Below are 13,091 nucleotides of genomic sequence, written 5' to 3' on the forward strand. Positions count from 1 at the left end.
TGCCCAGCAGGCAAAACCCAAAAAGGAGAAAGCACTATCTTGACCCACAGGAATTAATCGAAACATAATCACAAGACGGGTCACTTCTCAGTGAAAACACCGGGTCAACTCTCAATGAAAATCAACATCATAGGCACTTGTTGCCGTTACGAGGGAGAGCACCAACCTGGCGTTGGCCAGCACTTCCTGCACGCTGCCCGATGCAGGCAGGCCATCGATCACCATCGCGGCACGCCGGTCTGCCTTCAGATCCCAACCGCGCGCAAGGCCGCCCCACGCGCCCGCAACCGCAAAGGTCGATCCCGCTTCTCCATATCCAACAAGGGCCAAAGTCATGCCCTCATTCTGCGGCGAACCCCAAGGATCGGCAAATCGTAAGCACTGCCACGCTATAAGATTATGCTAATTCAGCTTAGAAATATATCCCGGTCATCCGGGCGCCGGCTTATCTTGACCCAGGTCAACAAGAAGCTCGTCCGCGCGCAATAGTGAAAGGTCCGGGCGGCTCGCGATGAGCCTTTCACGTCCAAGGCGGGAGACAGGCGATGCACAATAAGGTTGATCCCATTCCGGGCACACACATTTTTGACGGCGCAGCCGCGCGCAAGGGTTATGCGCTGAATGCCATGTGCTTTTCTTTCAACCTTCCTTCCAATCGGCAGCAGTTTTTGGAGGATGAGTCGGCCTATTGCGCGCGTTACGGGCTGACACCGGAGCAGCGCGATGCCGTCGCTCGCCGCGACATTCTGGGTATGATCGCGGCCGGTGGAAACATTTACTACCTTGCCAAGCTGGCGGGAATCTTTGGGCTGAATGTCCAGGATGTCGGAGCATTGCAGACCGGCAAAACAGTCGCGGAGTTCAAACAGTTTCTGCTCGATCAGGCGCCGCAAACTCAAATATCGGAGGCATAAGATGGCTCAAATCGTAGGCGCTTATTTCACCAGCCACGTTCCTGCTATCGGTGGGGCAATTCATCGAGGTGATGAACAGACTCCTTACTGGAAGCCGTTCTTCGACGGATTTCCTCCCGTTCAGGAATGGCTGGGGAAGGTGAAACCGGATGTGGCGGTCGTGTTCTCCAATGACCATGGGCTGAACTTCTTTCTCGATAGCATGCCGACCTTCGCCGTTGGTGCGGCGCCGCACTATCACAATGCCGACGAAGGGTGGGGGCTGCCTCTCTATCCGTCCTTCGTCGGGCATCCGGAATTGAGCTGGCATATCATCGAGACACTGCTGGAAGAGGAATTTGACCCCGTGACCTGCCAGCAGATGCTGGTGGACCATGCCGTCTCGATTCCCTTCGCCCTGGCCTATCCGAAATGTGAGCCTTGGCCTTTGAAGCTGGTGCCCATCGGCATCAACACCGTTCAGCATCCGCTGCCCTCCGCCAAACGATGCCTTGCTTTGGGCCGCGCCGTGCACAAGGCGCTGGCCAGCTGGGCGGGTAACGAGCGGATTGTTGTGGTAGGCACAGGTGGTTTGTCTCATCAGCTTGATGGCGAGAGGGCCGGGTTCATGAATCCCGACTATGACCGTTTCGTGCTCGATCATCTGGTGAACGATCCCGAAGCCATCATCAAAGACTCCATCCACGAAATCGTTCGTCTGGCGGGTACTCAAGGGGTTGAGGTGCTCAACTGGATTGCGGCGCGCGGGGCGCTGGGGCCGTCCGCAAACGAGATCCACCGGAACTATCATGTGCCCATATCGAACACGGCGGCCGCGACTGTGGTGTATGAGCCCGCGTGATGCGGTTCAAGCCGCTGCCGCACGTTCGAGATGGGCAACAAATTCGGCTTGAACCTCGGTCGGTTTCCACGAAACGCGGGTGGTGAGGGCAATGTTGCGGCCCAGATCGGTCGGCAGATCCATGATCTTGGCCAGCCAGCCTGCCTCCAGCTCAACCCTCACCTGATCGGGGGAAGCGAGGGTCAGCATGTCGCTGTCCATCAGTAACTGCCGGATCGTCATCATGGACCCTGACTCTATAGGGACGGCGGGCAAAGGCAGTCCATGCCGCTCGAACATATTCTCCCACAATGCGCGCAGGGGTGCCCCACGCGCCGCAACCACCCACGGAAAGTCCCCCAGCTTCCTCAAGTCCGGCGCGGCTCCGTCGAGTGCATGGCCTTTTCGTGCGATCACGATAAGCCTGTCGCGAAACAGTGGGCGCTCGACCAGATCGGGCTCCATGAGCGGATCGCGCTGGGCGCCGATCATCATATCCAGTGCTCCGTTGCGAAGCGGCTCGACCAGTTCCGTGCGGGAGCCTTCCACGATGGAAATACGGACTTGTGGACGGGCTTTGAGAAAGGTCGTGATTGCTGCGGGAAGAACCCTGGCACGTGAAAGTGGCATGGCGCCTACGGCTATAGTGCGGGTCTCATGTCCCTTTAACGCCTCCAGCTCGGCCAGCCCATTCTCCAGCTCCACCTTGGCAAGGCGAAATGCGCGGGCCAGCCTGACGCCCGCCTCGGTCAGGCGGACCACCTTGCCGCGTCGTTCGACCAGCGTGCAGCGCAAGACCAGCGCCAGATCGCTGACTGCGCGGTGCAGTGAGGGCGACGCCAGATTGGCGGTCTGCGCCGCCCCAATATAGCTTCCCGCGTCGGCTAGCGCTATGAGCGCGCGCAAACGTGACATCGTGACATGGGGGCTGGCGATATGGGACAGCGCCGCCTCTACGCGTGGCAGGAAGATCGCGGCCGCCTGAGTTTGGACCATGCCGTTGTGCCGCCGCTCGAACAACGCGATGCCCAGCATATTTTCAATCTGGACAAGCGCCTGGGTTATCGCCGGTTGGGAGAGGCTGACGGCTTGGGCCGCTGCATTCATTGTTCCAAATTCGGCGATTTTTGTCATCGCCTGCAAATGGCGCAGATTGAAATCCCAAACTTTCATATTTTTATCTTAGCAAAATCTAATAGCTCTGCCAGACATATGTTTGTTCATTTTCGCCATTCCGCGGCATGCTTGCGGAGGGTAGGAAAAGAGGCAAGCATGACCGGAATAGTCGTCCAGCACATCGAGCGCGCCGCTGCCGATGTCATAGACGGATTGGCCAGATGCGGAGTTGCGACTGTGCATGAAGCTCAGGCGCGCACTGGCCTGCTGGCCAGCTATATGCGCCCGATTTATGCGGGTGCGCGTATCGCTGGTTCGGCCGTGACGATCAGCGCGCCGCCGGGCGACAACTGGATGGTTCACGTCGCAATCGAGCAGTTGCGCGAAGGCGATATTTTGCTTCTTGCCCCCACAAGCCCCTGCGAGGACGGGTATTTCGGGGATCTCCTCGCAACCTCGGCGCAAGCGCGCGGGTGTCGGGGGCTGGTGATTGATGCGGGCGTCCGTGATGTGCGCGATCTGACCGAAATGCAGTTCCCCGTCTGGTCCAAGGCGGTCTATGCTCAGGGCACGGTCAAGAATACGCTGGGCAGCGTCAACATCCCTGTCGTTTGCGCCAGTGCGCTCGTCAATCCGGGCGATGTGATCGTTGCGGACGACGATGGCGTCTGCGTGGTGCCGCGCGCCAACGCGCGGGCCGTGCTGGAAGCCGCCCAGGCACGCGAAGCGAACGAGAGCGAGAAGCGCGAAAAGCTCGCATCGGGCGTTCTCGGTCTTGATATGTACAAGATGCGGGAGCGGCTTGAGCGGCAAGGGCTGAAATATGTCTGACACACTCGCCCCCGGCTCCGCGCGTTGCATGTGGATGCGGGGCGGGACATCTAAAGGCGGCTTCTTCCTGAAGGAAGACCTACCAGCCGATCAGCGAGCGCGAGATGCGTTTTTGCTGCGGGCAATGGGGTCGCCCGATTTGCGTCAGATCGACGGCATGGGGGGAGCGGATCCTCTGACCAGCAAGGTAGCCGTGGTGAGCAAATCCGCGCGCGCGGGCGTCGATGTTGACTACTTGTTCCTTCAGGTTTTCGTCGATCAGGCAGTGGTGAGCGATGCCCAGAATTGCGGAAACATGCTCGCTGCCGTGGGTCCATTCGCCATAGAACGGGGACTGGTGCCCGCATCGGACCCGGAAACGCGCGTAACAATCTGGATGGAAAACACGGGGCAGGTCGCTGTTGGGACGGTGCAGACACCGGGCGGCGAAGTCAGCTATATAGGCAGTGCTGCCATCGATGGCGTTCCGGGAACACACGCCGCGGTCCCCATTGAGTTTCGCGATACCGCTGGATCGAGCTGTGGCCAGCTGCTGCCGACCGGCAATGCTTTCGACACAATCGAGGGCGTTGCCGTGACCCTGATCGATAACGGCATGCCCTGTGTCGTCATGAAAGCATCCGACATGGGCATCACTGGCTATGAAGACCGGGAAAGCCTCGATGCAAATACTGACCTCAAGAAAAGGATCGAGGCGATCCGCCTGGTTGCAGGGCCGATGATGAACCTGGGCGACGTAACCACAAAGAGTGTCCCCAAAATGATGCTGGTAGCGCCGCCCCGTGCCGGAGGGGCCATATGCGTACGCAGTTTCATTCCACACCGCGCCCATGCCACCATCGGCGTGCTGGGGGCGGTGAGCGTCGCGACCGCGTGCCTTATCGACGGTTCCCCCGCCGCCGGTGTCGCCTGTGTGCCGCCCGGAGATCGCAAGACGCTCTCGGTGGAGCATCCAACCGGCGAGCTCACCTGCGTGCTGGATTGCGACGAGAATGGCGCCGTCACCTCAGCAGCCTTGCTGCGTACCGCCCGCAAGCTCATGGATGGAGTGATATTCACATGAGTGCGCGCATAAAATCCTGGCATTCCTCACCCTCAAAGCCGCGCTATGTGCCTCCGGTGGGGGCAATCGACGCACATTGCCATGTCTTTGGCCCGATGGACGAATTTCCGTTCAGTCCCAAGGCGAAATACCATCCGCAGGATGCGGGCCCGGACATGCTGTTCGCCTTGCGAGATCATCTGGGGTTTAGCCGGAATTTCATCGTGCAGGCGAGCTGCCACGGCACGGATAACAGCGCGACACTGAACGCGATCTCCCGATCGCAGGGCAAGGCGCGCGGCGTTGCCGTCGTTGATCCCAATATCTCGGAGGCCGAACTCGCGAGGCTGCATGAGGGGGGCATCCGCGGAGTGCGTTTCAACTTTCTCAAGCGCCTTGTCGACGACGCCCCCAAGGACAAGTTCATCGAGGTGGCAAGGCGTCTGCCCGCCGGGTGGCATGTCGTCATCTATTTCGAGGCGGACATTCTGGAAGAGCTGCGTCCGTTCATGGACGCGATCCCGGTGCCGCTGGTGATAGACCATATGGGGCGGCCAGATGTCTCGCAGGGGCCGGACGGAAAGGACATGCAGGCTTTCCGACGCCTCCTCGATAGCCGGGAAGACATCTGGTTCAAGGCGACATGCCCGGATCGGCTCGATCCCAACGGAAGCCCCTGGGACATGTTTGCGCGTGCCGTTGCGCCTCTGGTGGAGGCATATGAGGATCGAGTGCTGTGGGGCACCGACTGGCCGCATCCTAATATGGAGAGCAACGTCCCCGATGATGGCGATATCGTCGACATGATCCCCCGGATTGCGCACACGGCAGAGCTTCAGCGCAAGTTGCTCGTCGTAAATCCCATGCGGCTATATTGGCCGGAGGAACTCGGTGTGGATGGTGAAATGGCGCAGTGAAGACCAATTTGGATCCCATAAATCAATATATTGCTATATAATGGAAATCTATTGTGATATTTGTATCCCTTATAGACCGCCGAGTCAGGTGTTGGCTTCCACTGTTGGAGGGGTTTGAATGAATTCTGCGTTGGGACACCAGAGCATCCACGAGTATCTGGCTGAATTTGATGACATTCCGGGAACGCGAGTATTCACGGCAGCCCGCGCGCGCAAAGGATACTGGATCAATCAGTTCGCCATGAGCCTGATGAAGCCGGAGAACCGTGAGCGGTTCAAGGCGGACGAGCGCGCCTATCTGAACGATTGGAAGTTGTCGGAGGAGGCCAAGGAAGCGCTGCTCAGCCGCGATTTCAATCGCCTGCTCGATCTGGGCGGCAATGTCTATTTTCTGGCCAAGCTGTTCTCGACGGACGGCCTGAGCTTTGCCGAAGCGGTCAGCACGATGACTGACATGACCTTCCCTGAATATCGCGAAATGATGAACAACGGCGGCCGCAGTCCTGAAGGGCTGCGCTCGATCAAAGGAAAATATTGATATGGCGCGCATTACTGCCGGTATCGGCTCCAGCCATGTTCCGCTGCTCGGCGTCGCTGTCGATCAGGGCAAGACCGGGGATGAATATTTCGGCCCGATCTTTCAAGGATATGAGTGGACACGCACATGGCTGGAAACGACAGCCAAGCCAGACGTGGTCATTCTCGTTTATAACGACCATGCCTCTGCCTTCGATGCCAATATCATTCCTACCTTCGCGATAGGCTGTGGCGATGTCTACAAATCTGCGGACGAGGGTTGGGGACCGCGCCCCGTTCCCGACGTAGAGGGCCATGCGGGTCTGGCATGGCATATCGCCCAAAGCCTGATCCTCGAAGAGTTCGACATGACCATCATCAACGAGATGGACGTTGATCACGGCCTCACGGTGCCTATGTCGATGATGTTCGGTGCGCCAGCGGCCTGGCCGGTCAGGGTTGTGCCGCTGGCTGTCAATGTCGTGACCTACCCGGTGCCTTCGGGCAACAGATGCTGGGCGCTGGGCGAAGCGATCGCCCGCGCGGTCCAGAGCTTTCCGGAAGATCTCAACGTCCAGATCTGGGGCACCGGCGGCATGAGCCACCAGTTACAGGGGCCGCGCGCGGGCCTGCTCAACCGGGAATGGGACAACAGGTTTCTCGACCTTCTCGAAACTGCCGGGGATGCGGCCCGGCATATTCCGCACATCGAATATCTGCGTGAAACGGGCAGTGAAGGCATCGAGATGGTCATGTGGCTGATCATGCGCGGTGCACTGGGCCATGCCGTCACTCGACTCCATAGGCATTATCATATTCCGTGCAGCAATACGGCAATCGGCCATATCGTTCTCGAACCGGCCTAGACAAAAGGCGTGCACCGAGGATTTTTCGCTACTTAGGTAGCTGACCAAGCCAGTTTTGACACTGAGCGGGTGCAGACCCGATCGGGTCGTCCCTCGGACGTGGCCGTACATCCTCGGATTCTAGGCAGAAGAGGACTCGAAAAGGGGTCTCTAAGGCGCGGAAAACCAACATTCTTGGTAATCATACGCGAGCCGGTACCCATAGCGATACCCTAGGACTTTTTGCTTGGGAGGTTCGAGTCCCAGATTGCTTATATCGCGCGTTGAACACTTCGATTCGTGCTGCTGCTGTCAGTATGGTCGTTGCGCGATCCGGCTTCATGATGTCCCTTGCGTTGGACGATCCGGACTGCCCGCTTACGCGTCATCGCTTACTGAAGCGGTCGTTCGATCAGGCGGGTCATCAGACAATAGTAGGTGCGTTTTTCTGACGTAATTGGTCGTTCTTTGAGCCAAGAAAGACCCGCCGACACGAAGAGCCTCGTACACTTGACCAACCTGCCAACCTCGGCAATAGGTTTCCCCTTTTCTTGGAGATCGTATGGCCGCGACAAAGGGGGGTAGCTGGGATAGACTTCTTGACGCAGCCGAACAGGTATTTGCGGAAAAGGGATATGACGCCGCGACGACCCGGCAGATTGCTGCCCTCTCCGGTGACACGCTCGGCACCTTAAGCTATCACTTTAAAACGAAGGATGTCCTTCTTCGAGAGGTACTAACACGCCGCTTTGAGGAGATGAATAGTCTGCGTCGAGCTATGTATGCCGACTTTTCCGCCAAACGCGGCGGGGCGACACCGGATCTCGACGAGGCTATCACCGCGATCGTGCTGCCCATGATGAAGCTAGCGCTCAGTGGAGAAACAGGTTGGCGCAACTACATCAGCCTGTTTGTTAGGCTTATGTACGTCACCGCCGAAGATCACGAGAATCTGGTTCCTGAATTGCTGGATCCGATCGGGATCGAGTTGCTGGGTTGGCTGAAAGCAACCTGCCCGCCGTCAACGCACACCAACCTCGCTTATGCGTATCAGTTCATCATCGGGTGCATGCTGGACAGCGTAACTCAAGCGAAGAACGACAGGCTAAAGCGCATCTCAGGAGGTGCGGCAAGCGCGACGAACTTCGTTGCTGTTAGCGAGCGCCTTCTTCCGTTCGTCATTGGCGGCACAAAAGCCGTGTTGGATATTCCCGCCCATAAATGAAAACCTTTAGAATTTACTGATATCTAACCGGTCGTCCGGATTTGTATTGACAGTCGGTCGTTCGTACGACAGACTGTCAATACAAATCGAGGAGAGTTGGTCAGATGTCGAAGTGGGCATACGATAAGGGGTTGCAGGAAATTGGGCCCGGAGCCTACGCTTATCTGCAGCCTGATGGTTCTTGGGGGTGGAACAACGCTGGCCTCATTACGGACGAAGATCAGAGCCTGCTGATCGACACACTCTTTGGCCTCAAACTGACCGGCGAGATGTTGGCAGTGATGGCGGATGCAGTTCCGGCGGCGAAAAACATCGATTTTCTGGTTAACACCCACAACGACGCCGATCACATTTTTGGCAACCAGCTCGTCAAGGGGGCTCATATATTGGCGTCGAAAGCGGCGGCAGATGAATTCCTGAATGTGACTCCGGAGGACTATCGCAAAATCTTCGGGAATTGGCAGGAACTTGGTGCGGGTGCGCATTACATCCATGAGAATTGCGCGCTGACTGTCGAGGATGCTGCTGGCGTTATTGTAACCCTGCCGCACGAAACATTTGTAAAAGAAAAGCGCTTGAAAGTCGGGAACAAGAACGTCGTCCTTGCTGCGGTGGGGCCAGCGCATTCGAGCGGCGACGTGCTGGTGCACTCGGTCGAGGATCGCGTCGTCTACACAGGCGATCTGTTGTTCAACAAATCCTATCCGGTGTTATGGGAAGGCTCGATTGAGGGGTGGATCGCGGCCTGCGATCACATTCTGTCGCTCGATGTGGATGTTGTCATGCCTGGGCATGGTCCGATAGCCGACAAGTCCAGTGTCACGGAATTTCGTACCTTCATGGTTCGATTTCAGGAAGAAACACGCAGGCGGTTCGAGGCAGGATTGTCAATCATGGACACGGCTCTGGAAATAGCGGAGCTTCCCGACCTTCCGGACTGGGATCTGCCCGAGCGCATCATCGGAGCGGTAAATTTTCTGTATCGCCAATATGGCAGCCCGGAAGCGACCGCCAATTTTCTGGAGATCTATGGGCTCTTCGATCGCTTCCTCGACAAGCGAGCGGCGCGGGCTGCTGCCGGTCATTCGGGATGCGGCCATTCCCACTAGCAAGAACAAAATCGTAAACATGGAGAGAGAACATTGTCTGAGGCAGCGGAAACCTCCCAGAAGGCAATAGTACCCCGGACCATTGCCGAACATATTGTCAGTCCTGCAGCATTTGCGGAATGGACCGGTATCAACGCCGACTTCGCCTATCTGCGACGTGAGCTGCCCCTGGCCATGGCCTATCCCGATGGCTATGATCCTTTCTGGGTGGTGACCCGATATGCCGATGTGCGCGAAGTCAGTCACCAGCCAGATATTTTTCCCTCCAATGGATATCGCTGCATCCTGTCCAGCAAGGCCGCTTTGGCCGAAATGGACGCGCCGGGTGCGCCACCCTTCCTACGGGCGCTCATCACGATGGACCCGCCGGAGCACTGGGCCAACCGGCGCCTCACTTTCGCGGATTTTGCTCCCAAGGGTGTCAAGGGGCTGGAAGATTCCATCCGGGCCATCGCCATCAAGTCGGTAGAGGAATTCCTTGCAAAGGGAGGATCGGCCGATTTCGTCGAGGATGCAGCGGTGCGCTATCCGCTGCGCGTCATCCTCAAGCTGCTGGGCCTGCCGAGCGAGGACGAGGATCACATCCTGCGCCTGACTCAGGCGTTCCAAAGCCCCCAGGATCCCGATTATGGCACGGCGAATGAGGGCGTCGCCCTCGATCACAATGTGCTGGAGGATTATAAGGGCTATTTCTATTCGCTTGTTGACAGGCTCCGGGCCAACCCGGACGACTCCATCAGTTCCAAGATCGCAAACGGAATGGTGAACGGAAAGCTGCTTTCCCACTGGGAAGCGATGAGCCAAATGGTCGTGGTTGCCACGGCAGGCCACGACACGACATCGGCGTCCACAGCGGGAGCGATGTGGGCGTTGGCGGAAAGACCTGATCTGGTCGATCGTATTCGCGCTGACCGGTCGCTTGTTGCCAATCTTGTGGATGAAGGCGTGCGCTGGGCCAGTCCGCTCCTGAGTTTCATGCGGACGGCCGCGGTCGATTACGAGCTGCGCGGCCAAACCATCCGCAAGGGCGACTGGATCATGATGTCCTATCTCTCGGCGAACAGGGACGAGAATGTTTTCGAGAACCCCGAGACATTTTCCCTGGACCGTCCGCTGAACGTCCATCTGGGGTTCGGCCACGGACCGCATCTGTGCCTTGGCCGGAACATCGCCAATCTCGAGATGCGAATCTTCTATGAGGAGCTGTTCAAGCGTCTGGTGTCGGTGGAACTGGCGGGGCCGCCAAAGCGAACCCATTCGGCCAACCTCTGCTCGATCAAGAGCTTGCCGGTAAACTTTACGTATCAATGACATGACGAGCGCCGCGCCAAGCTACGGCTTGTAGCCAGTGCGGCAAGCAAGGAGGACTAACGGAGGCATGAGCTTGTTTGATTTGACGGGCAAAGTTGCGGTCATAACCGGGTCCTCGCGTGGAATTGGACGCGCGATAGCCGAGGCTTATGCGGACGCGGGCGCGAAGGTTGTGATTTCCAGCCGCAAGCAGCCCGCATGCGATGCGGTTGCCGCAGTGATCAACGACAAGCATGGCGATGACCGCGCAATCGCAATTGCCGCCAGCATCTCGGACAAGGCGGCGCTGGAATCGATGGTCGCCGCAACCCGGCAGCGCTTCGGCCAGATCGACCTGCTTGTCTGCAATGCAGCCTCCAATCCCTATTATGGACCGATGGCGGGCATCAGCGACGACCAGTTCCGGAAGGTCTTCGATAATAATGTGCTCGCCAACCACTGGCTGATTTCCATGGTCGCACCGGAAATGTGCGATCGACGGGATGGTGCGATTATCGTCATCTCATCGATCGGAGGACTGACCGGCTCCGACGTGATCGGCGCTTACAATATATCCAAAGCTGCGGACCTGCAGCTGGTGCGCAACCTCGCGACCGAGTTCGGGCCGTACAATGTACGTGTCAATGCGATCGTGCCTGGCGTCGTCCGCACCGATTTTGCACGCGCCCTATGGGAAGATCCCGAAGCCGAAGCCGCACTGCGCCGCGTGACGCCGCTCGGTCGCATCGGGGAGCCTGAAGAGATTGCCGGCGTGGCAGTCTTTCTCGCTTCGCAAGGAGGTGCCTATGTCACTGGCCAAGGTATCGTTGTCGACGGTGGCACGACCATCCGCGGAGGATATTGATGAAAGCCCTTCTATCGATGAAATCCGGCGGACCGGAGACGCTGGAGCTGACCGACATCTCGGCGCCCCAGCCGGGCGAAGGCGAGCTAAGCGTGAGGGTGCTGGCCTGCGGGCTGAACTATCCCGATGTGCTGATCATCGAGGACAAATATCAGTTCAAGCCGCCGCGCCCGTTCGCTCCCGGTGCCGAAATCTCCGGAGAAGTTGAGGCGGTCGGCGAGGGTGTGACCGGCTGGGCGATCGGTGACCGGTTGATTGCGCTGCTGGTGCCCAATGGCGGCCTAATGGAGCAAGTCATTGTTCCCGCCGAGGCGGCCATCCGCATGCCAAACGATGCCGATCCCATCGAAGGCGCTGCCCTGATATTCACATACGGCACGACCATCCATGCGTTGATGGATCGGGGCAATCTCAAATCCGGTGAGACATTGCTCGTTCTCGGTGCAGCGGGAGGCGTTGGCCTGTCCGCGATAGAGATCGGGAAAGCTCTTGGTGCAACAGTAGTAGCGGCGGTTTCCAGTGACGAGAAAGCCGCTGCTGCACATACAGCAGGCGCTGACCGGACGCTGGTCTATGGCCGTGCCCCATTTGACAAGGACGCGACCAGAGCTCTCGCCCACGCTTTCAAGGAAGCGATAGGTCCCGAGGGTGCACATGTCATTTATGACCCCGTAGGCGGCGATTATGCAGAACCCGCGCTCCGAAGCATCGCTTGGGAAGGTCGCTATCTGGTCGTGGGCTTTCCGGCTGGCATCCCGAAAATTCCCCTCAACCTCACCCTTCTCAAGTCATGCGACGTGCGCGGCATATTCTGGGGAGGCTTCATGGAACGCGAGCCAGAACGGCACAGGCGGCATATCGATCAGTTGCTGGCGTGGTGGAGCGAGGGTCGCATCCGCCCCCGCATCGACCGCATCTATGATCTGGTGGAAGGTGGCGACGCCATTGCCCGCCTCGCCAGCCGCTCGGCGATAGGAAAGGTCGTCGTGAAGATCGCACAGGACGGGACGGCATGATCACGCTTTGCTGACAGAAGGAATTCAGCTTGTCGAACTTTGGCTTTGGTCGCCCCAAGGATGGGCTGATCCAGATAGCATATACTGTCCCCGATCTCCGCAAGGCGATAGCCTACTGGACAGACACCATGAAGGCGGGGCCCTGGTTTCTGGCGGAAAATTTTTCAGGCACAGACCCTGTTTATCGTGGCGAGCCATGCCGCGCGCTGTTCAACGCTGCCCTCGGCTTTGCAGGATTGATGCAGATCGAACTGATCGAACTGGTCAATGACGAGCCTGGCATCCAGCGTGATGCCATCCAGGCCCATGGCTATGGCTTCCATCATTTCGGTCAGGCCTGCAGCGATATCGAAGCGGAGCGGCGACGCTACGAAGAGATGGGATACGACAATGTCTTTCACGCCTGGATGCCAAGTGGCGACCAAGTCTATTTCATGGAAGCTTCAGGATCGGATGGCTATCGCCTCGTAGAACTTATTTCATCCGGCCCACTGATTGATTCTGCCTTCACCAAAATGTGGTCGAGTTCAGTTGATTGGACTGGCGAACGCCCTGTTCGTCCGTTCGAGGAACTGTTTCAGTAGT

15 protein-coding genes are annotated in these 13,091 nt (G+C 58.2%); 13 read left to right on the forward strand and 2 right to left on the reverse strand.

Going from position 1 to position 13,091, the window contains the following annotated elements:
• Positions 1-111: 111 nt before the first annotated feature.
• Positions 112-336, reverse strand: coding sequence for a hypothetical protein (locus tag EQG66_RS13115; RefSeq protein ID WP_129405053.1), 225 nt, complete (start codon positions 334-336; stop codon positions 112-114).
• A gap of 209 nt (positions 337-545) precedes the next feature.
• Here EQG66_RS13115 and EQG66_RS13120 point away from each other — a divergent pair, with 209 nt between their 5' ends.
• Entirely contained in the window at positions 546-914 is a 369-nt protein-coding gene (locus EQG66_RS13120; RefSeq protein WP_129405054.1) for a protocatechuate 4,5-dioxygenase subunit alpha, read from the forward strand.
• Position 915: 1 nt separating this feature from the next.
• On the forward strand, positions 916-1,755 hold the full coding sequence (locus EQG66_RS13125; protein ID WP_129405055.1) for a class III extradiol dioxygenase family protein: 840 nt from the start codon (positions 916-918) through the stop codon (positions 1,753-1,755).
• A gap of 6 nt (positions 1,756-1,761) precedes the next feature.
• On the opposite strand, the gene EQG66_RS13130 is transcribed toward EQG66_RS13125, so the two are convergent.
• A complete protein-coding gene (locus tag EQG66_RS13130; RefSeq protein ID WP_129405056.1) occupies positions 1,762-2,907 on the reverse strand; it encodes a LysR family transcriptional regulator in 1,146 nt (381 codons plus the stop codon).
• 99 nt (positions 2,908-3,006) lie between these two features.
• Here EQG66_RS13130 and ligK point away from each other — a divergent pair, with 99 nt between their 5' ends.
• The 11 genes from ligK to EQG66_RS13185 all read left to right on the forward strand — a co-directional run bounded on the left by ligK (position 3,007) and on the right by EQG66_RS13185 (position 13,090).
• Positions 3,007-3,681: a 4-carboxy-4-hydroxy-2-oxoadipate aldolase/oxaloacetate decarboxylase gene (ligK, locus tag EQG66_RS13135; protein WP_129405057.1), complete on the forward strand. Its 675-nt coding sequence runs from the start codon at positions 3,007-3,009 to the stop codon at positions 3,679-3,681.
• Positions 3,674-4,744, forward strand: coding sequence for a 4-oxalomesaconate tautomerase (locus tag EQG66_RS13140; RefSeq protein WP_129405058.1), 1,071 nt, complete (start codon positions 3,674-3,676; stop codon positions 4,742-4,744). The genes ligK and EQG66_RS13140 overlap by 8 nt, the downstream gene beginning before the upstream one ends.
• Complete coding sequence (locus tag EQG66_RS13145; protein ID WP_129405059.1) at positions 4,741-5,640, forward strand: amidohydrolase family protein; 900 nt, start codon at positions 4,741-4,743, stop codon at positions 5,638-5,640. The genes EQG66_RS13140 and EQG66_RS13145 overlap by 4 nt, the downstream gene beginning before the upstream one ends.
• Before the next feature lie 118 nt (positions 5,641-5,758).
• Positions 5,759-6,178 carry a protocatechuate 4,5-dioxygenase subunit alpha gene (ligA, locus tag EQG66_RS13150; RefSeq protein WP_129405060.1) on the forward strand — a complete coding sequence of 140 codons (420 nt, stop codon included), beginning with the start codon at positions 5,759-5,761 and terminating at the stop codon, positions 6,176-6,178.
• Position 6,179: 1 nt separating this feature from the next.
• Positions 6,180-7,022: a class III extradiol dioxygenase subunit beta gene (locus EQG66_RS13155; RefSeq protein WP_129405061.1), complete on the forward strand. Its 843-nt coding sequence runs from the start codon at positions 6,180-6,182 to the stop codon at positions 7,020-7,022.
• Positions 7,023-7,563: 541 nt separating this feature from the next.
• Entirely contained in the window at positions 7,564-8,226 is a 663-nt protein-coding gene (locus EQG66_RS13160) for a TetR/AcrR family transcriptional regulator (protein WP_129405062.1), read from the forward strand.
• Between the two features lie 104 nt (positions 8,227-8,330).
• Positions 8,331-9,335: an MBL fold metallo-hydrolase gene (locus tag EQG66_RS13165; protein WP_129405063.1), complete on the forward strand. Its 1,005-nt coding sequence runs from the start codon at positions 8,331-8,333 to the stop codon at positions 9,333-9,335.
• Positions 9,336-9,368: 33 nt separating this feature from the next.
• A complete protein-coding gene (locus EQG66_RS13170; protein ID WP_129405064.1) occupies positions 9,369-10,646 on the forward strand; it encodes a cytochrome P450 in 1,278 nt (425 codons plus the stop codon).
• 67 nt (positions 10,647-10,713) lie between these two features.
• Complete coding sequence (locus tag EQG66_RS13175) at positions 10,714-11,490, forward strand: SDR family oxidoreductase (protein ID WP_129405065.1); 777 nt, start codon at positions 10,714-10,716, stop codon at positions 11,488-11,490.
• Positions 11,490-12,506 (forward strand): NADPH:quinone oxidoreductase family protein, encoded by a 1,017-nt coding sequence (locus tag EQG66_RS13180; RefSeq protein ID WP_129405066.1) that lies wholly within the window; start codon positions 11,490-11,492, stop codon positions 12,504-12,506. The genes EQG66_RS13175 and EQG66_RS13180 overlap by 1 nt, the downstream gene beginning before the upstream one ends.
• 29 nt (positions 12,507-12,535) lie before the next feature.
• On the forward strand, positions 12,536-13,090 hold the full coding sequence (locus EQG66_RS13185) for a VOC family protein (RefSeq protein WP_129405067.1): 555 nt from the start codon (positions 12,536-12,538) through the stop codon (positions 13,088-13,090).
• The last annotated feature ends 1 nt before the right edge of the window (position 13,091 follow it).

Source organism: Sphingobium fluviale, from assembly GCF_004122115.1.
Taxonomy (GTDB): domain Bacteria; phylum Pseudomonadota; class Alphaproteobacteria; order Sphingomonadales; family Sphingomonadaceae; genus Sphingobium; species Sphingobium fluviale.

Coding starts and splice junctions, on each gene's coding strand:
- ligK (WP_129405057.1), top strand. CDS start 3,007: ATGACCGGAATAGTCGTCCAGCACATCGAGCGCGCCGCTGCCGATGTC.
- EQG66_RS13165 (WP_129405063.1), top strand. CDS start 8,331: ATGTCGAAGTGGGCATACGATAAGGGGTTGCAGGAAATTGGGCCCGGA.
- EQG66_RS13140 (WP_129405058.1), top strand. CDS start 3,674: ATGTCTGACACACTCGCCCCCGGCTCCGCGCGTTGCATGTGGATGCGG.
- EQG66_RS13130 (WP_129405056.1), bottom strand. CDS start 2,907: ATGAAAGTTTGGGATTTCAATCTGCGCCATTTGCAGGCGATGACAAAA.
- EQG66_RS13115 (WP_129405053.1), bottom strand. CDS start 336: ATGACTTTGGCCCTTGTTGGATATGGAGAAGCGGGATCGACCTTTGCG.
- ligA (WP_129405060.1), top strand. CDS start 5,759: ATGAATTCTGCGTTGGGACACCAGAGCATCCACGAGTATCTGGCTGAA.
- EQG66_RS13120 (WP_129405054.1), top strand. CDS start 546: ATGCACAATAAGGTTGATCCCATTCCGGGCACACACATTTTTGACGGC.
- EQG66_RS13155 (WP_129405061.1), top strand. CDS start 6,180: ATGGCGCGCATTACTGCCGGTATCGGCTCCAGCCATGTTCCGCTGCTC.
- EQG66_RS13160 (WP_129405062.1), top strand. CDS start 7,564: ATGGCCGCGACAAAGGGGGGTAGCTGGGATAGACTTCTTGACGCAGCC.
- EQG66_RS13180 (WP_129405066.1), top strand. CDS start 11,490: ATGAAAGCCCTTCTATCGATGAAATCCGGCGGACCGGAGACGCTGGAG.
- EQG66_RS13125 (WP_129405055.1), top strand. CDS start 916: ATGGCTCAAATCGTAGGCGCTTATTTCACCAGCCACGTTCCTGCTATC.
- EQG66_RS13175 (WP_129405065.1), top strand. CDS start 10,714: ATGAGCTTGTTTGATTTGACGGGCAAAGTTGCGGTCATAACCGGGTCC.
- EQG66_RS13145 (WP_129405059.1), top strand. CDS start 4,741: ATGAGTGCGCGCATAAAATCCTGGCATTCCTCACCCTCAAAGCCGCGC.